19 protein-coding genes are annotated in these 20,456 nt (G+C 71.1%); 4 read left to right on the top strand and 15 right to left on the bottom strand.

Annotated features, from left to right (window positions below):
- Nucleotides 1-95: 95 nt before the first annotated feature.
- Both FQY79_RS03840 and FQY79_RS03835 read right to left on the bottom strand, forming a co-directional pair.
- Nucleotides 96-3,020, bottom strand: coding sequence for a TonB-dependent receptor plug domain-containing protein (locus tag FQY79_RS03840; protein WP_146310997.1), 2,925 nt, complete (start codon nt 3,018-3,020; stop codon nt 96-98).
- Nucleotides 3,021-3,389: 369 nt separating this feature from the next.
- Nucleotides 3,390-5,411, bottom strand: coding sequence for an alpha/beta hydrolase family protein (locus tag FQY79_RS03835; protein ID WP_146310995.1), 2,022 nt, complete (start codon nt 5,409-5,411; stop codon nt 3,390-3,392).
- A 239-nt stretch (nt 5,412-5,650) separates the two neighbouring features.
- Between FQY79_RS03835 and apbC the strand changes: the two genes are divergently transcribed.
- Nucleotides 5,651-6,499, top strand: a complete 849-nt coding sequence (gene apbC / locus FQY79_RS03830; RefSeq protein ID WP_146310993.1) for an iron-sulfur cluster carrier protein ApbC — start codon at nt 5,651-5,653, stop codon at nt 6,497-6,499.
- 97 nt (nt 6,500-6,596) lie between these two features.
- On the top strand, nt 6,597-7,169 hold the full coding sequence (gene dcd, locus FQY79_RS03825; protein WP_027072366.1) for a dCTP deaminase: 573 nt from the start codon (nt 6,597-6,599) through the stop codon (nt 7,167-7,169).
- Between the two features lie 13 nt (nt 7,170-7,182).
- Here the strand turns inward: dcd and pcp are convergent, their stop codons facing one another.
- The 8 genes from pcp to FQY79_RS03785 are packed head-to-tail and all read right to left on the bottom strand — an operon-like array spanning nt 7,183 to nt 13,025.
- A complete protein-coding gene (pcp, locus tag FQY79_RS03820; RefSeq protein ID WP_146310991.1) occupies nt 7,183-7,827 on the bottom strand; it encodes a pyroglutamyl-peptidase I in 645 nt (214 codons plus the stop codon).
- Nucleotides 7,824-8,777, bottom strand: a complete 954-nt coding sequence (locus FQY79_RS03815; RefSeq protein ID WP_027072368.1) for a DUF979 domain-containing protein — start codon at nt 8,775-8,777, stop codon at nt 7,824-7,826. The genes pcp and FQY79_RS03815 overlap by 4 nt, the downstream gene beginning before the upstream one ends.
- Nucleotides 8,774-9,481: a DUF969 domain-containing protein gene (locus FQY79_RS15485; protein WP_146310989.1), complete on the bottom strand. Its 708-nt coding sequence runs from the start codon at nt 9,479-9,481 to the stop codon at nt 8,774-8,776. The genes FQY79_RS03815 and FQY79_RS15485 overlap by 4 nt, the downstream gene beginning before the upstream one ends.
- On the bottom strand, nt 9,478-10,233 hold the full coding sequence (locus tag FQY79_RS03805) for a 5-oxoprolinase subunit PxpA (RefSeq protein ID WP_246122993.1): 756 nt from the start codon (nt 10,231-10,233) through the stop codon (nt 9,478-9,480). The genes FQY79_RS15485 and FQY79_RS03805 overlap by 4 nt, the downstream gene beginning before the upstream one ends.
- A complete protein-coding gene (locus FQY79_RS03800; protein WP_146310985.1) occupies nt 10,226-11,197 on the bottom strand; it encodes a 5-oxoprolinase subunit C family protein in 972 nt (323 codons plus the stop codon). The genes FQY79_RS03805 and FQY79_RS03800 overlap by 8 nt, the downstream gene beginning before the upstream one ends.
- Complete coding sequence (gene pxpB, locus FQY79_RS03795; protein WP_222434241.1) at nt 11,194-11,904, bottom strand: 5-oxoprolinase subunit PxpB; 711 nt, start codon at nt 11,902-11,904, stop codon at nt 11,194-11,196. The genes FQY79_RS03800 and pxpB overlap by 4 nt, the downstream gene beginning before the upstream one ends.
- Nucleotides 11,901-12,338: an HIT domain-containing protein gene (locus tag FQY79_RS03790; protein WP_146310983.1), complete on the bottom strand. Its 438-nt coding sequence runs from the start codon at nt 12,336-12,338 to the stop codon at nt 11,901-11,903. Before FQY79_RS03790 ends, pxpB begins: the two co-directional genes overlap by 4 nt.
- Before the next feature lie 12 nt (nt 12,339-12,350).
- On the bottom strand, nt 12,351-13,025 hold the full coding sequence (locus FQY79_RS03785; protein ID WP_146310982.1) for a dienelactone hydrolase family protein: 675 nt from the start codon (nt 13,023-13,025) through the stop codon (nt 12,351-12,353).
- A gap of 198 nt (nt 13,026-13,223) precedes the next feature.
- On the opposite strand from FQY79_RS03785, the gene rimO reads away from it, so the two are divergent.
- Nucleotides 13,224-14,594 (top strand): 30S ribosomal protein S12 methylthiotransferase RimO, encoded by a 1,371-nt coding sequence (gene rimO, locus FQY79_RS03780; RefSeq protein WP_146310980.1) that lies wholly within the window; start codon nt 13,224-13,226, stop codon nt 14,592-14,594.
- Nucleotides 14,595-14,612: 18 nt separating this feature from the next.
- Here rimO and greB read toward each other — a convergent pair whose 3' ends face one another.
- Nucleotides 14,613-15,116, bottom strand: coding sequence for a transcription elongation factor GreB (gene greB, locus FQY79_RS03775; protein ID WP_146310978.1), 504 nt, complete (start codon nt 15,114-15,116; stop codon nt 14,613-14,615).
- 65 nt (nt 15,117-15,181) lie between these two features.
- A complete protein-coding gene (locus tag FQY79_RS03770) occupies nt 15,182-16,675 on the bottom strand; it encodes a helicase HerA-like domain-containing protein (RefSeq protein ID WP_146310976.1) in 1,494 nt (497 codons plus the stop codon).
- A 133-nt stretch (nt 16,676-16,808) separates the two neighbouring features.
- On the opposite strand from FQY79_RS03770, the gene FQY79_RS03765 reads away from it, so the two are divergent.
- Nucleotides 16,809-18,341: a lytic transglycosylase domain-containing protein gene (locus FQY79_RS03765; protein WP_146310974.1), complete on the top strand. Its 1,533-nt coding sequence runs from the start codon at nt 16,809-16,811 to the stop codon at nt 18,339-18,341.
- A 24-nt stretch (nt 18,342-18,365) separates the two neighbouring features.
- Here the strand turns inward: FQY79_RS03765 and FQY79_RS03760 are convergent, their stop codons facing one another.
- The 3 genes from FQY79_RS03760 to FQY79_RS03750 all read right to left on the bottom strand — a co-directional run bounded on the left by FQY79_RS03760 (nt 18,366) and on the right by FQY79_RS03750 (nt 20,409).
- On the bottom strand, nt 18,366-18,845 hold the full coding sequence (locus FQY79_RS03760; protein WP_146310972.1) for a DUF6491 family protein: 480 nt from the start codon (nt 18,843-18,845) through the stop codon (nt 18,366-18,368).
- A 71-nt stretch (nt 18,846-18,916) separates the two neighbouring features.
- Nucleotides 18,917-19,762, bottom strand: a complete 846-nt coding sequence (asd, locus tag FQY79_RS03755) for an archaetidylserine decarboxylase (protein ID WP_146310970.1) — start codon at nt 19,760-19,762, stop codon at nt 18,917-18,919.
- Complete coding sequence (locus tag FQY79_RS03750) at nt 19,759-20,409, bottom strand: SCO family protein (protein WP_146310968.1); 651 nt, start codon at nt 20,407-20,409, stop codon at nt 19,759-19,761. The genes asd and FQY79_RS03750 overlap by 4 nt, the downstream gene beginning before the upstream one ends.
- Between the last annotated feature and the right edge of the window lie 47 nt (nt 20,410-20,456).

Raw genomic sequence — 20,456 nt, 5'->3', positions numbered from 1 at the left:
GGGCCGGAGGTCATGGGAGACCCGCGGCAGGGACGCGCAGAGAACAGAAACGGCGCTTGCGCGCCGTTTCCGTTGTTGCCTGCAGTTGCTTGCGCTCAGAACTTGTAGTTCAGGCGGGCGAACAGGGTGCGTCCGTACCAGTCGTACTGGGTGGCGAACGCGGGGACGTTACCGTAGCGCGAGGTGTTGGTCAGGCCACCCGAGATGGTCGGCGGCTCGTCGTTGAACACGTTGCGCACGCCGACCAGCAGCGACCACTTCGGCTGCTCGTAGCGCAGCGAGGCGGTGTGGTACAGGCGGGACTCGGCCACGATGTCGCGGACCGCATTCTCCCACCCGAAGTAGGTGAAGGTCGGAGAGTCGGTCAGGTGCTTCGTCGACGAGACGTAATCCATGAACCAGGTGTACGTCCAGTCGCCGCGCTTGAGCGACGTACGCAGGTTGCCGACCAGCTCCGGACGGCCGAAGTGGCCGACGAAGTCGCTGATCGAGCTGCCGCCCGCGCGCGGATCGTCGAACAGCTGGGTGACGTCTTCCAGCGTGTAGGTGAAGTTGCCTTCGACCTCCAGGCTGCCGAACGCGAAGTCGTTCTCGTAGCGCGCCAGCAGGTCGTAGCCGCGAACCTTCTGCTTGTTGATGTTGACGTAGGTCGCGTAGACCTCGGTGATCGCGTTGGGCGCCACGCCCGCGTCGGGCGCATTGCGCTCGAACATGTCACAGAACGCGTTCGGATAGACGTCTGCTGCGTAGCAGCTGCCGAGGATGGCGTTCGCACCGAGAGTGGCAATCTGGTCGTTAACCTGGATCTCGAAGTAGTCCAGGGCAATGCTCAGCGGCGCGAACGTCGGGGTCCACACGATGCCGGTGGTGAAGGCATCGGACGTTTCCGGCTTCAGGAAGCCGGCGCCGCCACCGCGGAACACCTGCGCCGAGGACGGACCGCCGGTGAAGTCGGCGGGGATGCCGGCCGCGCCGCAGTTCCTGCGGATGTTGTCGTTGGTGCTGTTGCCCCAGTCGATGCAGGGGTCGAGGCCCAGCTGCGAGGTGAAGCTCGACAGGTTGCCCAGGTACAGCTCGTACAGGCCCGGGGCGCGGTACGAGCTGCCCTTGGTCGCGCGCACGCGCAGGGCGGGCACGATCTGCCAGCTCAGGCCGGCCTTCCAGACGCTGTCGCGGTCGTCGACGGAGTCGTAGTCGAAGACGCGGGCCGACACGTTCGCGACCAGCGCCTCAAAGCCGGGCACGCCCTTCAGGATCGGCACCTCGATCTCGCCGAAGATCTCCTTGACCGTGTCGTCGCCCTTGGTGGGCTGGGCCGAGGTCAGGCCCCAGCGGTCGTCGGCGAGTTCCAGTGCGCCGGGCTGGTCGTCGATGCTGAACTTGCGATACTCGACGCCGAGCGCGGCGCCAACGGGGCCGGCCGGAAGGTTGAACATCTCGCCGGTGACCACCGCGTTGAACACGAACTGGTCGTAGACGGTGTTGCCCCAGTCCCACTCGGCGATTTCGTTGATCAGCTGGTCCATGCACTCGCCGCTCAAGAAGCATGGATCGAAGTAGTTCAGGGTGGGGGCGTCGTCGTCCCAGCTGACGTCGCCGGAGCGCGAACCCACGATGGTCAGGATGCCGTAGTCGCCGCTGGAGCGTGAGTACGACGCGTTCGCCTGCCACGCCCAGGTGTCGGTCGAGGTAAACAGGCCGTCGAGGCCGGTGCTCAGGTAGTAGTAATCGACGTTGACGTTCTGGTCCATCGTGAACGGCATGACGACCTGGGCCAGGCCCGAGTCGGTCGGCGTCACGAAGTCGGGGCTGTTCGCGTACTCGTAGCCCGGGATGACCGCGGTGGCGCCGCCCAGCAGCGGGAAGAACTGGCGAACGCCGCGGACGTCGGTTTCGCGCCGGTTGTACAGGAACTCGGTGTTCCAGTTCACGTTGCCGAACGAGAAGTCCGCGGACGCGTAGATGTTCTTGCGCTCCTGGCGGTTGATGACGTGCGAGTCGTTGATGAAGTCGAAGTTCAGCACGTCCTCGTAGTAGGCCTGGCCACCATTGGCATAGGTGCCGTTGGTACGGGGACGGTAGCCGGGGAACGGACCGATGGTCACGCCATCCGGCGACGGGATGTAGCGCGTGCCGAAAGCCGCGTCGATGATGGTGTTGGCGTACAGATTGCCTGCGCTGCAGCCGCCCAGCCTGGTGTCACCGATGATGGAACGGTCCTGGCGGTCGATGCGGTTGCCGTTCTGGTCCCACGCCAGGTCGTCCGGGCAGCGGAAGAACCGGCGGTCACCGATCGTGAGCGGCTTGTGGACGAAGTATTCGCCCGCCAGCACCACGTTGCCGTTGTCGAAGTTCCAGCCGGTGGCGCCGGAAACGGTGAAGCTCTCGCCGCCGCCCGCGAACGGGGTGCGGGTGCTGACGGAGATTTCCGGGCGGTCGATGTTCTTGCGGGTGATCAGGTTGACCACGCCGGCCACGGCGTCGGAGCCGTAGATCGAGGAGGAGCCGTCCTTCAGGATCTCGGCGCGCTGGACGACGGTCGACGGGATCACGTTGAGGTCGAACGCGCCGACCTGGCCGCGCGTGCCGGCCGGGCCGGGACGCTTGCCGTTGAGCAGGACCAGGGTGCGGTTCTCGCCCAGGCCGCGCAGCGAGACGGTCTGCACGCCGGTGCCACCTTCGACGACGAAGCCGCCGAACTGGTGGCTGATCTGGGTGGAGCCGGCCGCGACGCTCGACTTCTGCAGGAACTCCGCGGTGTCGACCTGGCCGACGGCCACGCTCGTGTCCGCGGTGATCACCTGGACCGGCGACACCGAGTCGAACTCGACCCGGCGCAGCAGCGAGCCCGTCACCGTGATGCGGTCGAGTTCGGTCGCGGGGCGGGTCTGGGTGGTGGCTTCGGCGGACTCGGATTCGTCCGCTTCCTGGGCGATGGCTGCCGGACCGTAAAGGCAGGCTGCGACTGCCACGAACAGCGGCAACTTCTTGAAATTACTGCGCTTGTTGGTATCACGCATGTGGAGGAGCCCCATGGAGTTGATCAACGGACGAACGCAACGTTACGTCCCCGTTAACCGAGTATATGGCTTGACGTCAGGTTCACGCAATATTTACTTACCTTGCGAACCATTCAGGCAAACAACCAGCACACGAAGGGCCAGACCGAAGGGCCGTGGACAGGCAATTGCGGTCCGCCCCGGACAGTGGTCCATGCGCGCCTGGGCGCAGCGGGACGGCGTGCCGGGGCGATCAGCGTGCCCGCTTCGCGTCCACGCCGCCGCACCCGTCGTGTCCGGTCAGGCGTCGTCGGATCGCCGTCGGCGGCACAAACAAGAAAGGGCCCCGGTCGTCCCGGGGCCCTTCGGTCTTCGCAGGAGGCGCGGGATCTAGAGTCCGCCCGGGCCGCAGTCCTTGCGCAGGAACTGCTCGATCAGCCCCAGCGTGGTCTCCTGGTGGCGATAGTACCAGGGCATGCTGTGGGGCATGTCCGGGATGAGTTCGAAGCGGGCCGACACCTTGTCCTTGATGGCAGCGTAGAAGCTGCTCGCGTGCTGCGACGGCGTGCGCACGTCACGGTCGCCGACGTACAGGAGGACCGGGATGTTCGCCTTGTCCGTGTTGCGGATCGGGTCCATGCCCCTGACCGTCTGGCCCTGGAGGATGCGCTGCACCCGGTTGTCGCTCCATGCCCGGCCGATCTTGGTCAGGTCGGTGACCGGAGCGCCCGAGATCGCGCACTGGTACGGGCTGTCGGGCCGGACCGCAGCCGCGGCGGCGGCGAAGCCGCCATACGAGTAGCCGAAGATCGCGATGCGGTCGGAATCGGCGATGCCTTCCTTGACCAGCCAGGCGGCGCCGTCATCCTTGTCGTCCTGCATCTTCTGGCCCCACTCGGCGTCGCCGGCGAGCCACAGCTTGCGGCCCAGGCCGGCGGAACCGCGGTACTGCGGACGCAACACGGCGTAGCCGCGCGAGGTCAGGAACGGCACCCAGCCCGACGCGTCCCAGCCGCCGTAGTCGCGCGCCCACGGGCCGCCGTGGGGGTGGATGATGGCCGGGAGCGGGCCGTCAGCCGGCTTCCAGCCGGCGGGCAGGTCGAGGATGGCGGGGATCTTCAGGCCATCGCGTGCCTCGTAGGTCACCCAACGCTGCTCGCCGATCGACGAGGGCTTGATCCAGGGACGCTGGTTGCCCAGCTCGACCACCTGCTTGCGGTCGAGCAGCACGCCGTAGGTCGGCGGGTTCTGCGGGCCGCTGGCGGTGAACAGGACCCGCGAGAGGTCGTCGTTGTAGCCGGTGATGCCGACGTTCTGGCCGGGATAGGCCTGCTTCAGGGCGGCGTGGATCGCCGCCATCGTCGGCTCGATGTAGGTGGCCTCGCGCACGGGGCCGTCGACCACGAAGCCGAGCACCTTGTTGAAGTTGCTGGGCTGGGTACCGAGGATCAGGCTGGCGATCGAGAACTCCGGGTGGGCCAGCAGCGGCTCGTCGTCGAACTTGCGCGCGGCCGGGTCGTACATCCAGGCCTGGACCAGGTCGGAGAACAGGTCCGTCAGCACGTAGAATTTCCCGGTCTCCTCGTCGAGGCCGACGATGTTGACCGTGTGGCGCTCGCTGACCTTGCGGGTGAGGTTCCCGTGCACCTCGAACTCGCCATTGGCGGGGTTCTTGATCAGCACGCGCTGCTCGTAATCCGCTCCCACCGGTTCGATCTCGGTGCGGGTGAGGAGCGAGCCGTCGCGCGGGTTGAACAGGCCCGGACTGGAACGGCCGCCGCCGCGGTAGAGCAGCGAGGTGTTGCCGGTCCGCAGGTTGTACAGGTAGTAGTTCGCCGCCAGGGTGGCCGAGTTGAGCTGCTGGATGATGACGTTCTCCGGGTCCAGCGGCAGCGTGTTCACCAGTGCGGCGGTGCCCTGGATCTCGAGGCAGCGCTGCATGTCTTCGGACACGCCCAGCCGCCGGGTATTCTCGGCAAAGGCTTCGCTGAACTTCTGGTGCCCCGTATCGGCCAGGTAGACCTTGGTCACGAAGGTCTTGGTGGCGCCGGTGCTGCGGCCTTCGCCGCAGTCGGCGAGCTGCCCGGTCCACTCCTGGCGTCCGATCACCAGCATGCGGTCGGCCTTCATCGCCGAGGCGGCGATGAACTTCATGCGGTCGCCGGACGGGGTGATGATCGGGCCGCGATCGAGGTTGTCCAGGTCCCAGGTCGCGACGCCGGTGTCCTTGTTGTCGGAACCGGGCATCGCGACGATGGCGACGAGGGTCTTGCCGTCCGAGCTCATCGACGCGTAGTCGATGTTCGGCAGTCGCGCCAGCGCGTCGATCGGGATCGGTTCCACGGCCGGCGCGGCCGTCGACAGCAGGCCAAGCGACAGGGCTGCCGCCTGCAGGAATCTGGAAAGTCTCATCATGCCCCCGGAAACGTGGATCAGGATCGTAGGAAACGCGCCGGCTCCGTGGCCGGGCGACGGCGACGCCCCCGCTGGCTGGCGGACGCGCCGGTGCAGATCATAGCGTTTGCGACCCTCCAGGCGGCAATCGACGCCGGTCCGGGCGCGTGAAGACGCGTCGCCACAGGCGCGGGCAGGATCGCGGAGAAGCGGGCGCGCTAGACTGGAGCGCCCCCGCAACCGGTTCCAATCCCCGCATGGCCATCCACGCGCACGCGGTGCAAGGCGGACTCAAGCCGCTGCCGGACATCCGCAACATCATCGCCGTCGGCTCGGGCAAGGGCGGCGTCGGCAAGTCGACCACCGCCGTGAACCTCGCCCTGGCGCTTGCCGCGGACGGTGCGCGGGTGGGCGTGCTCGACGCCGACGTGTACGGGCCGAGCATCCCGACCATGCTCGGGCTGTCCGGGCGCCCCGACAGTCCCGACGGCAAGACGATCGAGCCGATGCGCGCGCACGGGATCGAGGCGATGTCGATCGGGCTGCTGGTGGACCAGGACACGCCGATGATCTGGCGCGGGCCGATGGCGACCTCGGCCCTGACCCAGCTGCTGGGCGACACCCGCTGGGGCGGCGAGGACGGCCTGGATTACCTGGTGGTGGACCTGCCGCCCGGCACCGGCGACATCCAGCTGACCCTGGCGCAGAAGATCCCGGTCGCGGGCGCCGTGGTGGTGACCACGCCCCAGGACGTGGCCACCCTGGACGCGCGCAAGGCGCTGCGGATGTTCGAGAAGGTGGGCGTGGCGGTGCTGGGACTGGTGGAGAACATGGCCCAGCACGTGTGTTCCAACTGCGGGCACGTCGAGCACCTGTTCGGGCAGGGCGGCGGGGAACGGATGGCGGCGCAGTACGGGGTGCCCCTGTTGGGCTCGCTGCCGCTGGAGATCGGGATCCGCGAGCAGGGCGATGCCGGGGTGCCGATCGTCGCCGCGGCGCCGCAGTCCGCGGCGGCCCGGGCCTACCGCGACACCGCGCGCAGGCTGCTCGAGGAACTTGAAAAGCGTCCGCGCGCGCCGCGCGGCATCTCCGCCTCGCTGGTCTGAGCCTGGCGCCCGGCGCCACCGCGGCCCTGCGGTTCCGGCCGGCGGTGGCGCCCCCTACAATGCCGCGACTGGCCGCGTGGGCCGCAGGGAACACCGCATGAGCATCAAGAGCGACCGCTGGATCCGGCGCATGGCCGAGCAGCACGGCATGATCGAACCGTACGAGCCCGGGCAGGTGAAGGAGGCCGAGGGCGGCCGCATCGTCAGCTACGGCACCTCCAGCTACGGCTACGACGTGCGCTGCTCGCGCGAGTTCAAGGTGTTCACCAACATCAACTCGACGATCGTCGACCCGAAGCACTTCGACCCGAAGAGCTTCGTCGATATCGAGGCGGACGTGTGCATCATCCCGCCGAACTCGTTCGCGCTGGCGCGGACGGTCGAGTATTTCCGCATCCCCCGCGACACCCTGGTGGTGTGCCTGGGCAAGAGCACCTACGCGCGCTGCGGGATCATCGTCAACGTGACCCCGCTCGAGCCGGAGTGGGAAGGCCACGTGACCCTGGAGTTCAGCAACACCACGCCGCTGCCGGCGCGCATCTACGCCAACGAGGGCGTGGCCCAGATGCTGTTCTTCCAGTCCGATCCGGACGACGTGTGCGAGGTCTCGTACAAGGACCGCGGGGGCAAGTACCAGGGCCAGACCGGGGTCACGCTGCCGCGCACCTGAGCCGGCGGCGGCTTCAGTCGACCGCGCCGGCCGCGAGCGGCACGTCCACCGGCGTGCGCAGCGCCACCTTGATGCACAGCCCGAGCGCCCGTTCAAGCAGGGCCGGCGTGAACGGGCCATCGCCGTCCACCGGCGGCACGTGCACGAAGCCGCCGCGGATGCCGCCGCGGTTGCGGAGCTGGTGCATCAGGCCGTAGAAGACGTGGTTGCAGACGAAGGTGCCCGCGGTCTGCGAGACCTCGGCCGGGATGCCCTCGGCCTGCAGCGCGCGCAGCATGGACTTCAGCGGCAGGGTCGAGAAGTACGCGGCCGGGCCGCCGCGGACCACCGGCACGTCGACGGGCTGGCGGCCGGCGTTGTCGGGAATGCGCGCGTCGTCGACGTTGATCGCGACGCGCTCCAGCGACACGGCCGTCCGGGTGGCCGCAAGCCCGGTGCAGAGCACCAGGCGTGGTCGCACTTCGCGCATCGCGCGCCTGAGCGCATCGCGCGCCACGCCGAACTCCACCGGCAGCTCGCGCGCGACGAGGACGTGGCCGGCGACCTCCCGGCCGTCGAGCGCGCGCACCGCCTCCAGGCTGGGATTGCGCGGGGCGTCGCCGAACGGGCCGAAACCCGTCAGCAGGACCTTGCGCTTGGAATGGCGCTTCGCGTTCACCGGAACACGATGAAGTACATCAGCGCGATGTTGCAAGCCAGCAGCGGCAGCGCGGTGGCGACCTGCTGGCGGATCACCGCGTTGGGATCCTTCAGCTCCAGCAGCGCGGCGGGCACGAGGTTGAAATTGGCGGCCATCGGCGTGAGCAGGGTCCCGCAGTAGCCGCTGAGCATGCCGATCGCCGCCAGCGAGGCGGGGTCGGCACCATGCCGCTGGACCAGCAGCGGCAGGCCGATGCCCGCGGTCAGCACCGGGAAGGCGGCGAAGGCGTTGCCCATGATGATGGTGAACAGGGCCATGCCGATCGCGTAGGCGGCGACCACCACGAAGCGGTTGTCGACCGGGATCGCCATGCGCACGAGTCCGGCGACGGCGTCGCCCACGCCCGCCGCGGCGAACACGCTGCCCAGCGTGGCCAGCAGCAAAGGGAGCAGGGCGGCCCAGCCGACCGCATCGATCAGGCGGCGCGACTGCTCGACCGCGCTCCACGGCGACTGGCGCGTGAGCCGGCAGGCGGCGATCGCCGCCACCACGCAGGCGATGCCGAGCGCGACCAGGGTGGTGTGCTCGCGCCCGAGCAGGAAGCGTTCGCCGATGCGCAGGTCCTTGAGCACCACCGCGAACAGCACGCAGACCGCGGGGATGAGCAGGGCGGGCCAGAACAGGCGGTTGCCAAGCCGTCGCGCCTCCGCCTCGCGGTCGGCCGTCGAGGTTTCCTCGTAGCGCCCGCGCGCCAGGCCGCCGAAGCCGGCCAGGCAGGCGAGCAGCACCACGACCGCGCCGACCAGCGCCGGCGGCAGGCGGTCGGCGGCCAGGAACATCGCGCCCAGCAGGCCCCAGAACAGCGCGGTGGTGTGCCGCCGCGGATTGTGGCGGTCGCGCAGGCCGAGCGCCGCGACCGCGAGCAGGTAGGCGCCGGCGAGCCAGTAGACGAGGTCGAGCGTGATCATGCACCGTCCCCGCCGTCGCGCGGGGCGCGCAGCGCAGCGGCCTCGCGGGCCAGGCGTGCATCCATGCGCAGCAGGCGGCCGGCGTGGATCAGGAACGCGCAGATCGCGGTCGGGATGCCCCACAGGGCGATGTGCAGCGGTTCGAGGTCGATGCCGTGTCCGGCGAAGAAGCCCTGCATCAGCAGCACCGCGCCGAAGGCGATGAACACGTCCTCGCCGAAGAATCGGCCGACGTTCTCGCTGGCGGCGGTCATCGCCTTGATCCGCTCGCGCATCTCCTCGGGCAGTGGGCCGTGCAGGTGCTCGGCCGCGCCGACGGCCATGGGCGCCATCAGCGGGCGCACGGTCTGGGCGTGGCCGCCGAGGTCGACCAGGCCCAGGGCCGAGAGCAGCTGGCGCCCGGCGAGGTAGGCGGCGAGCGCGCGTCCCGCGGTCGCGCCGCGCAGGCGCGCGATCCATTGCTGCGCGCGTTCCTTCAGGCCGTGCCGCTCCAGCAGTCCGATCGCGGGCAGGGTGAGCAGGAACAGCGCCAGGTAGCGTTGGCGGGTGAAGGCTTCGCCGATCAGCGCCAGCACGTCGCCAGGCGCGAGCCCCGCGAGCAGGCCGGTGGCGATGCCGGCGACCACCACCACCAGCGCCGGATTGAGGCGCAGCGCGAAGCCGGCGACGACGACCAGGATGCCGAGCAGCGGCCAGTAGTTCACGGCGCGTCCCCCGGGGCGCGGACCACGATGCCCTCGGCTTCCAGCGCCTCGCGCAGGGCGCGGGCGAAGGCGGCGGCGTCGTGGCGGTCGCCGTGCAGGCAGAGCGTGTCGGCGCGCAGCGCGATGCGGCTGCCGTCGAGCGCGTGCACCGCGTGCTCGCGCACCAGGCCGCGCACCTGGGCCAGCGCGCCCTCGAGCGTCTCGATCACCGCCCCGGGCTGGCCGCGGGGCGCCAGCCGGCCGTCGGCGGCATAGCCGCGCTCGGCGAACGCTTCCTCGGCGACCTGCAGGCCGGCGCTGCGTCCTGCCGACGCGAGGTCGGAGCCCGCGAGCGCGTACAGGCGAAGTCCGCGATCGACCTCGCGCACCGCGTCGGCGATGGCGCGCGCGGTGTCGAGCTCCCGCGCGGCCAAGTTGTACAGCGCACCATGCGGCTTGACGTGGCGCAGCCGGGCGCCCGCGGCTTCGCAGGCGGCCGCGAGCCGTCGCACCTGGGCCAGCACCAGCGCGTGGACCTCGCCGGGGGCGAGCGCAAGCTCGCGGCGGCCGAAATGCGCCCGGTCCTCGAACGAGGGATGCGCACCGATCGCGACGCCGTGGCGCAGGCACAGCGCGACGGTCTCGCGCATGCTCGCCTCGTCCCCGGCATGGCCGCCGCAGGCGATGCTGGCCGAGGAGATCCAGGGCACGATGGCGGCGTCGTCGCCGCAGCCCTCGCCCAGGTCGCAGTTGAAGTCGATGCGGTCAGGCACGTGCGCGTCTTGCCTCCAAGGCCAGCGCGATTCTATGCAGGCGCTGGCGCTGCCGGGCAAGCGCGGCGCGCGCCTCGGCGGCGGTGCAGGGAGCGAAGCGCACGCCATCGCCGGGCCTGAGCTGCGCCAGCAGCGGCCAGTCGGCGCGGATGGCCTGGCCGATGCGCGGATAGCCGCCATGGGTCTGCGCATCGGCCAGCAGCACGATCGGCTGGCCGCCGGGCGGCAGCTGCACGCAGCCGGGCGCGACCGGCTCGGAGACGCGTTCGCCCGGATCGGCCAGCGCCAGCGCGGGGCCCTGCAGGCGCAGGCCCTGCCGGTTGCTGTCGGGCGCGATCTTCCACGCCTGGCCGTGCAGCGAACGTTCGCCGGTGGTGGCGTCGGGCCCGGGAATCACGCGCACCACGCGGTCGGGCGAGGGCCGGGGGCGATCGTCGAACGCGGTGTCGATCCACCAGGTCGGCACGTGCAGGCACGGCGCGTCGACCTGACCCGCCAGGGGCAGCTGGTCGCCGGCGCGCAGCGGTCGGCCGGCAAGCCCCTCGAAGCCGGCGCGCAGGTCGGTGCTCGCGCTGCCGAGTACGCTCGGCAGGCGCAGGCCGCCCAGGACCGCGAGATAGCTGCGCGCGCCGTCCAGGCAGCGGCCGAGCCGGAGTTCGCAGCCCGCAGGAACATCCACCGGCCGCGCCATCGGGATCGCCTGGCCATCCGCGCTGGCCTCGATGGTCGCGCCGCACAGGGCGATGCGCGCCGGAACGTGGAAGCGCAATCGCGGACCGGACAGGGTGATCTCGAGCGCCGGCGCATCGCCCGGATTGCCGACGAGCAGGTTGGCCAGGGCCAGCGCCCAGGGATCGAGCGCCCCCGACATCGCGATGCCGAGGTGGCGAAGGCCCGGCCGGCCCGTGTCCTGGGGCAGGGTGCAGACACCCGGGGCCAGCACCTCGATGCCGCGCGTGCTCATGCGCCTGCCCCCGCGAGGGCGTGGAAGCGCGCCGCGTCGATCGCGACGAAACGCACGCGCTGTCCGGCCTGCAGCAGCGTCGGTGGCGTGCGCGCGGCGTCGAACAGGCGCAGGGGCGTGCGCCCGATGACGCGCCAGCCGCCGGGGCTTTCGCGCGGATAGATCCCGGTCTGGCCGCCGCCGATGGCAACGCTGCCCGCCGGCACCCGCGTGCGCGGCCGGGCCAGGCGCGGTACCGCCAGGCGCGGGTCGAGTCCCAGCAGGTAGGGGAAGCCGGGTGCGAATCCGATCATGGCCACGCGGTAGTCGCCACCGGCGTGCAGGGCGACGACCTCGTCGCGGGCGAGCCCGGCCTGCGCGGCGACCTCGTCGAGGTCGGGCGCGAACGCGCGGTCGTAGCAGACGGGGATCTCGACGGCAGGGAGGACGCCGACGGCGTCGTCTTCCGAGTCGGCGTCCGTGTCGGCGAGCGCGCGCAGCCACTGCGCGACCGCGTCGATTCCGTCGTCGCTCCCGGCGTGCGCCCCGTCGACGAACACGGCCAGGCTGGCGTAGGCGGGCACGACCTCGCGCAGCCACGGCGGGGCCTCGCGCTCGATGCGCCGCGCCAGCGCGTGCACGCGGGCGTTCACCGCCGGGTCGATGCGACGGCCCAGGCGCAGCAGCAGCGCGTCCTCGCCGAGCGGCTCGATCCCGATCCGGCTCACGCCTGCCCGCGCAGTGCCGCGTCCAGCGCCCGGACGCGGTCCACGAGCGCCTCGGGCGTGTAGGGGCGGGCGGTCACCCGGCCCCAGACCGGCGCCGGCCAGGCCGGGTCGTCCTCGAAGCGGGCGATCACGTGCACGTGCAGCTGCGGCACCAGGTTGCCGAGCGCGGCGACGTTGAGCTTGAACGGACGGACCGCGTCGCGCAGCGCGCGGCAGGCCAGGTCGATCTCGTCGGTGAGCTGGCGCCGCTGCGCCGGTTCCAGGTCGATGAGCTCGCGCGCGCCGGCCACGCGGGGCACGAGCACCAGCCAGGGATAGTTGGCGTCGTCCATGAGCCGCAGTTCGCTCAGTTCCAGCGTGGCCAGCGGATGGCTGTCCGTGGCCAGCTGCGGATGCAGCGACCAGGGGCCCGGGTCATGCGCGTGCCGGGTCATGCGGGCTCCTCCTCAGCGCAGTGCCGATCCGAGGAACGCCAGCGTGCGCTTGCGCGCGAGCGCGGCGCTGGCGGGGTGGAAATGGCGCGGATCGACATCGCGGTTGAAGGCGTGGTCGGCCTCGGGATAGACGTGGATGGTGGCCTCGGGCCAGGCGTCGCGGTGGGCCTGGATGTACTCGGGCGGAGTGCTGGCGTCGCGGCCGCCGAAGTGGAACAGCATCGGCGCGCGCAGCGGCTCGCCGAGGAAGTCCTGCGAGCGCGCGCCGTAGTACGCGACCGCCGGCAGCCCCAGCCGGGTGTTGGCCAGCAGCGCCATGCTCCCGCCCCAGCAGAAGCCGACCGCCGCCACCTTCAGGCCCTCGCCCTGGAGCTGCGTGGCCGCGGCCCGCAGCACCGCGACCGCGCGCTCGGTGCCCAGCCGGCCCACGAGCTCGCGGCCGCGGGCGAACCCGGCCTCGTCGTAGCCCAGCTCGATGTTGCGGGCCACCGGGTCGAACAGGGCCGGGGCCAGCGCCACGTAACCGGCCGCGGCATAGCCCTCGGCGACGCTGCGGATGTGCTCGTTGACCCCGAAGATCTCCTGGACCACCAGCACCGCGCCCAGCGCGGCGGCCCGGTCGGGCGGGTCGGCCCGCCAGGCGGTGATGGCGCCTTCCGGCCCGTGGATGACGGTGTCGCGGCCCATCGCGTCGGCTCCATCGCAGGGGAGCCCGATTCTAGCCGACGCTATACTTTGCGCCCCGTGACGCCGCGCGGCGTCCCCTGCCTCCCCCGGGCGTCCGCGCCCGGACGCCCCGCCGATCTCCCGGCCGCTCCATGCCCCCAGCCCGGCTGGGCGCGTGGACCGGCCCGCCGCCCCCGCCCGGACATGACTGCAGACCCGATGAAATCCGCCGAACGTGCGCCGCGAGTGGGCCTGGTGTCACTTGGCTGCCCCAAGGCGCTTGTGGACAGCGAGCGCATCCTCACCCAGCTGCGGGTGGAAGGTTACGAGCTGGTGCCGACCTACGAGGACGCCGACGTGGTGGTGGTCAACACCTGCGGCTTTATCGATTCGGCCGTGGCCGAGTCGCTCGACGCGATCGGCGAGGCCATGGCCGAGAACGGCAAGGTGATCGTGACCGGCTGCCTGGGCAAGCGCTCGGAACTGATCCGCGAACAGTTCCCCGACGTGCTGTCGATCAGCGGCCCGCAGGACTACGCCAGCGTGATGGGCGCGGTGCACCAGGCGCTGCCGCCCAGGCACGATCCGTTCACCGACCTGCTGCCGCGGCGCGCGGCCGAGGGCGAGGTGGGGATCAAGCTCACGCCCAGGCACTACGCCTACCTCAAGATCTCCGAAGGCTGCAACCACCGCTGCAGCTTCTGCATCATCCCGTCGATGCGCGGCGACCTGGTCTCGCGTCCGGTCGACGAGGTGCTGCGCGAGGCCGAGCGCCTGGTGGTGCGAGGCGGGGTGAAGGAACTGCTGGTGATCTCGCAGGACACCTCGGCCTACGGCGTCGACCTGCGCTACGCCGAACGCGAATGGCGCGGCAAGGCGTACCAGACGCGAATGAAGGCGCTGTGCGAGGGGCTGGCGGAACTGGGCGTGTGGACGCGCCTGCACTACGTCTATCCCTACCCGCACGTGGACGAGGTGGTCCCGCTGATGGCGCAAGGCCGGCTGCTGCCGTACCTGGACATCCCGTTCCAGCACGCCAGCCCGCGGATCCTGAAGCTGATGAAGCGGCCCGGCGCGGTCGACAGGGTGCGTGAGCGGATCGCCCGCTGGCGCGACATCTGCCCGGAACTCACGATCCGCAGCACCTTCATCGTCGGCTTCCCCGGCGAGACCGAGGCCGAGTTCGAGGAACTGCTGGATTTCCTGCGCGAGGTGCGGCTCGACCGCGTCGGCGCGTTCGCCTATTCGCCGGTCGAGGGCGCCAGCGCCAACGCGCTTCCCGACCCGGTGCCCGAGGAGGTGAAGCAGGAGCGCCTGGCCCGGTTCATGGAGGTGCAGGCGGAGATCTCGGCGCAGAAGCTCGAGGCCAAGGTCGGCACCGTGCAGCGCTGCCTGGTGGACCTCGTCGACGGTGAGCTGGCGATCGCGCGCTCGATGGCCGACGCACCCGAGATCGACGGCGTGGTGCAGATCCAGAATGGCTTCGAGGCCGGCCTGCAGCCCGGCGATTTCGTCGATGTCGAGATCATGGGCAGCGACGAGCACGACCTGTACGGCGAAGCCGTGCCTGCGCTCAGGGTGCTGGACTGATTGCGCCCGCGACGCGGTTCAGCCGTCGTAGCGCACGTCGATGATGAAGAAGCGTTCCGGCCCGGCCGGCAACCGGGCCTCGAACTCGTCGTCCACGCGCTTCTTCAGCATCGCACGCGCCAGCGGCGAATCGATGCTGATCCAGCCGCGCGCCGGGTCGGTCTCGTCGGGACCGACGATGCGGTAGCGCGCGGTCTCGCCGGTGGTCGCGTGCTCGACCTCCACCCACGCGCCGAAGAACACCGCTTCCGGGTCGGACGGCACCGTGTCCACCACGCGCAGCGCCTCCAGGCGCTTGCTCAGGTAGCGCACCCGGCGGTCGATGCCGCCGAGCTGCTTCTTGCGATAGGTGTACTCGGCGTTCTCCGAACGGTCGCCCTCGGCCGCCGCGGCCGCCAGCGCCTTGACCACCTCGGGGCGCTGCACGCGCCACAGGTCGTCGAGCTCGGCCTTGAGCCGCGCGTGGCCCTCGCGGGTGATCAGCGCGGTGCTCTTCTCGGGGGGTGGACGCCAGCGACCCATGGCTCAGCGTTGTCCGTTGGCGGAGGCATGGGGCAGGGTGGAACGGCACTGCATGCGACGGCCCGCTACTTCAGGATGCTGCCCAGCAGTCCGCGCACGATCCGGTTGGTGATCGTGCGCGCAGCCTGCTTGCCGGCCGCCTGCACCACGCCCTGGCGGCGCTTGGTGCCGAACAGGAACTCGTTGACCGCGCGGCCCATGCCGCCTTCTTCCTCCGGCGCCGCGTCCTTGCCGCCCTTGGCCGGCGGCGCGCCGGCGTGGGTCGTCGCGGCCTCGGCGCGGCGGGCGAGGATCTCGGCCGCCGACTCGCGGTTCACCGCCTTGTCGTACTTGGCGCCCACGGGGCTTGCGGCGCGCACCTGCGCACGCTCGGCCTCGGTGATCGCGCCCATCCGGCAGCGCGGCGGCGCCACCAGAGTGTGCTCCACCGGCATCGGGATGCCCTTCTCCTGCAGGGTCGACACCAGCGCCTCGCCGGCGCCGAGCGAACCGAGCGCGCGCGTCACGTCGAGGTTGGGATTGGCGACGAAGGTCTCGGCCGCGGTGCGCACCGCCTTCTGGTCGCGCGGGGTGAACGCGCGCAGCGCGTGCTGCACCCGGTTGCCGAGCTGGCCGAGGATGTCGGGCGGCACGTCGTCGGGGAACTGGGAGCAGAAGTACACGCCCACGCCCTTGGAGCGGATGATCCGCACCACCTGTTCGATCCGCCGCTGCAGCGCCGGTGGCGCGTCGTCGAACAGCAGGTGGGCCTCGTCGAACACGAACACCAGGCGCGGCTTGTCCAGGTCGCCGACCTCGGGCAGGCTCTCGAACAGTTCCGAGAGCAGCCACAGCAGGAAGCTCGAGTACAGGCGCGGGCGCAGCACCAGCTGGTCGGCGGCGAGGATCCCGATCACGCCACGGCCGTCGGGGGTGGTGCGCATCAGGTCGGACAGTTCCAGCGCCGGCTCGCCGAACACCTGGTTGCCGCCTTCCTGCTCCAGGCGCAGCAGGGCGCGCTGGATCGCGCCGATCGACTGCGCGCTGACCAGGCCGTACTCGGCCGACACCGTCTTGCGCTCCTCGGCCAGCAGGTTGAGCAGCGCGCGCAGGTCGTCCAGGTCGAGCAGCAGCAGGCCGCGGTCGTCGGCGAGCTTGAACGCGATGTCGACTACGCCGGCCTGGGTGTCGTTGAGCTCGAGGATGCGCGAGAGCAGGGTCGGCCCCATCTCGCTGACCGTGGTCCGCACCGGGTGGCCGAGCTTGCCGAACAGGTCCCAGAACACCACCGGGCTGGCGGCCGGGGCCCAGTCGGGGATCCCGATCTGCCCGATCCGCGCCTGCAGTTTCTCGTTGCTGCTGCCGGGCACCGCGAGCCCGGCGACGTCCCCCTTCACGTCGGCCAGGAACACCGGCACGCCGATCCGGGAGAAGCCCTCGGCCAGGGTCATCAGGGTGACCGTCTTGCCGGTACCGGTGGCGCCGGCCACCAGGCCGTGGCGGTTGCCGTACTTCGGCAGCAGGTGGACGGGACCGCCGTCGGGCGTGGTGACCGCCTTGCCGACCAGGATGGGTTCCATGCGTTCGATCCGTGTGGGACGTCGCAGATTCTAGGCGCAGGCGGCCGGGCCTCCCAGATGCCGCCCCGGTTTCCTTGTTCCCCCGAGGTGCAGCGGATACCCTGCGGGCCGCTTCGGTCCCACCCGGTGGTTGATGTCCATCCTCGTGCGTTCCATCTGCTGGCTGCTGCCGGCCGTCCTCCTGTCCGCCGCGCTTTCGCTGCCGGCGCACGCGCAGTCGCGCCGCGCTCAGGCCGCGATCGACGCCCTGAACGAGCGCATGCTCGCGGCCGAAACCCGCTACCGGGAGGCGCTGGTGAAGATCGGCAACGACGATCCGGCCGGCGTGGACGAGAGCAACGCCGCGCTCGAGGACATGGAGGACGTGCTGGTCGAGTGCGGCCGGATCAAGGGCTGCAACAACGCCGGCCTGCTGGCCAGCTTCAAGCGCCTGCTCAAGGCCCAGGCCGACGCCGCCGCGGCCGTGCCCGGGGAGGGCGAGGACGAGGACGCCACCCTCATCGACGACCCCGGCGTGGCCGGCGCCGGGGTCCCCGACAGCGCCAGCGCCGCCGCACTGCTGGCCGCCGAGGACCGCCGCTTCCTCGAACTGGTGAAGATGAATCCGGCGGTGCAGGCCGCGATCCGCCGCTGGCTGACCGACATGCGCGTGTCGCTGATCACCAGCCACGAGAACTACCAGTACATGCAGCACCTGATGTCCCCGGCGTTCAAGCGCCGTGGCCTCCCGGAGGCGCTGCTGTTCGGGATCCTGGCCAAGGAGTCCAACGGCCGGGTGCACGCCCGCTCGCGCGCCGGCGCGGTGGGGCCGCTGCAGTTCATGCCGGCCACCGGCCGCCGCTTCGGCCTGGGTCCCGACGGCAGCGGCTTCGACACCCGCTACGACCCGCGGGCGTCGGCCGACGCCGCCGCGATGTACCTGGCCGAGCGCTACGCCGAGCTCGGCAACCAGATCGAACTGTGGCTGGCCGCCTACAACGGCGGCGAGGGCCGGGCCCGGCGCGTGCACCGCGAGTACGGGGGGCGCAGCTTCTGGGACGCCGACGTCTACAACCAGTTCCCGCCCGAAACCAAGGACTACGTGCCGATGGTGATCGCGGCGGCCTGGCTGTTCCTGCACCCGAAGGAGTACGGGCTGACCTTCCCGCGCGTGGACGCGCGTCCGGCCTTCATCCAGCTCCAGCGCCCGGCCTCGATCTATGAACTGACCATCTGTCTGGGCAATGGCGGCACCCGCGACGGCTACATGCGCGTGCTGCGCAACCTCAACCCGCAGTACGAGGCCGACGCGCTGATTCCGGCCGGCACCCGGCTCAACGCCACGGTGCGCATGGCAGGGCTGTACGAGCGGTGGTGCACGCGCGGGGCGCGCGCCGAGCTGGCGCGGACCCTGGTGGAGAGCGACGCCAGTTCGGCGATCGTACGGGTGGGGGACGTGGAGACGGTGACCCTGCCGGACGGGACGGTGCGCCAGCGTCCCGCGGCCCCCGCGCCCGCGCCCGCGCCCGCGCCGCGCACCCATCGGGTGGCCCGGGGCGAGAACCTGGCGGCGATCGCACGGCGCCACGGCTGCGATACCCGCCAGCTGGCCGCGGCCAACGGCATCAAGCCGCCCAAGTACCTGCTGCGCGCGGGACAGACGCTGGACCTGGCGGTCTGCCGCTAGCGGTGCGCCCGCGCCGGCGGCGCTTCATTCCCGTGGCGGTGCGCCGTCGTCCTCGCGCTCGACCGCGGTGGCTTCGCGCAGCGCTTGTTCCGCGTCGCGTTCGGCCTGGCGCAGCGCGGCCAGGTCCAGCGGCCGGATGCTCTGGATATGGCAGCGGACCTGGATCGAGGAGATCCCCGGCCCTGCGGGGGTGACCGAGTCGAAGCGCGAGGCGATCGTGCCGCCCCGGCTGGAGATGCGGATCGCGTGGGCGAAAGGCAGGTCCGAGCAGGGCCCGGAGAGCTCGAGCAGGTAGGCCTGGTTGGGGCGGGTGCGCAGCACCAGCGCATCGGCGCCCAGGGGACTCCAGCCGGTGAAGCGGCCGGGGTGCAGGATCGAATTGACCGGGTGGCCGGCATGGGCGCGGTACAGCGACAGCCGCTCGGCCGCGTCCATGCGCGGGCTGCTGGCGCAGCCGGAAACGGCGAGGGCCAGGGCGGCCGTGGTAGCAAGCATGGGTTTCATGTCCGGCTCCTGTGCGGGGGAAGGCACCGCGCCGGTGGACGATTGGACGCCGCCGGCGCCTTGCGATGAATCTACCCCCGCAGGCGGGCCAGCGCCTGCCCAAGGCGGACCGGCCGTTCAGCCTGCAGTCCCGCTTCCAGCGTGGCCACGCCCGGCGGCAGCAGCACGATCACGGTGGAGCCGTAGTTGAAGCGGGCCATTTCCTCGAACCGCTCCAGCACGATGTCCTCGCTGGTCCAGGTCCTGGTGGTGACGCGGTTGCCGTAGGCGGGGATTTCCTCGCCGCTCCATACTGTTTCCACGCCCGAGACCAGCAGCGCGCCCACCATCACCACCGCCATCGGTCCGAAGCTGGTCTCGAAGTGGCACACCAGGCGTTCGTTGCGAGCGAACAGCCGCGGCACGGACGCGACCGCGTCGGGCCCGACCGAGAACAGCCGCCCGGGCACGTGCACGGTCTCGAGCAAGCGTCCGGTCCAGGGCATGTGCACGCGGTGGTAGTCGCGCGGCGACAGGTAGACTGTGGCGAACAGGCCGTCGGCATAGGGCGTGGCGGCGGCCTGGCTGGCGAGCAGTTCGGCGGCGGTGAACGAGCGTCCCTTGGCCTGGAAGATGCGGCCGCGTTCGATCGCGCCGCACTGGCTGATGCGCCCGTCAGCCGGCATCAGCAGCGCGCGCGGGTCCGGGTCGGGCACGCGCGCGCCGGGCTTGAGCGCGCGGGTGAAGAAGGCGTTGAAGGTGGGGTAGGCCGCCGGGTCGGATTCGGCGGCTTCGTCGAGATCCACGTCGAAGCGCCGGACCACGGTGTCGATCAGCCAGCGCCGGATCCGCGGCGAGTCCGAGTAGGCCAGGGAACGCGCCAGCGACGACAGCAGCCGGTGCGGCAGCACCCAGGTCAGCGCGGTGACCGGGCTCACCGGGCGCCTGCCCCGGTCAGCGCGAGCAGGTCGGCGGCGATGGCGTCCGGATCGTCCACCGCGCTGCCGGTGACCACCCCGGCCATCCGCCCCTGCGGATCGAGCAACGCCATCGAGGCGCTGTGGTCGATCGAGTACTGGTCCTCGGGCGCGCCCTCGGGCGGCGGCACCTTGGCGAACACCATCGACAGCGAACGCGTGAACGCCTCCAGGGCAGGGATGTCGGCGGTGGCGGCCAGGGTGTCGCGATGGAAGGCGTGGGCGTACTCGCCGATGCGGTCGGGCGAGTCGCGCTCGGGATCGACCGAGACGAACAGCACCCGCGGCCGGATCGAGTCGGGCAGGGCCTCCCACTGGCGCTGCGCCTGCGCCAGCCGGGCCAGGGTCATCGGGCACACGTCCGGGCAGAAGGTGAAGCCGATGAACACCAGGGTCCAGTGGCCGTGCAGCTCGCCCGGCAGCAGCTGGGTGCCGTCGGACTGCCGCAGCTCGAACGGCGGCAGCTCGCGCGGCTGGGGAAACAGTTTCACCGCACGCAGGGCCGGTTGCTGCGCCGGCGCGGGCGCGAAGAACTGGCGCGAGGCCAGCAGCCCGAGGCCCGCGGCCAGGGCCACCAGCAGCACGATGACGACGGGGCGGTTGAACATGCGTGGATCCGTGTCGGGGCCGGCCATCATACCCTCGGCGCCGCTAT

The sequence above is a fragment of the Luteimonas wenzhouensis genome, from assembly GCF_007859305.1.
Taxonomy (GTDB): domain Bacteria; phylum Pseudomonadota; class Gammaproteobacteria; order Xanthomonadales; family Xanthomonadaceae; genus Luteimonas; species Luteimonas wenzhouensis.
Note: the sequence above shows the minus strand (reverse complement) of the source record. Positions and strands in the feature narration are given on the sequence as shown.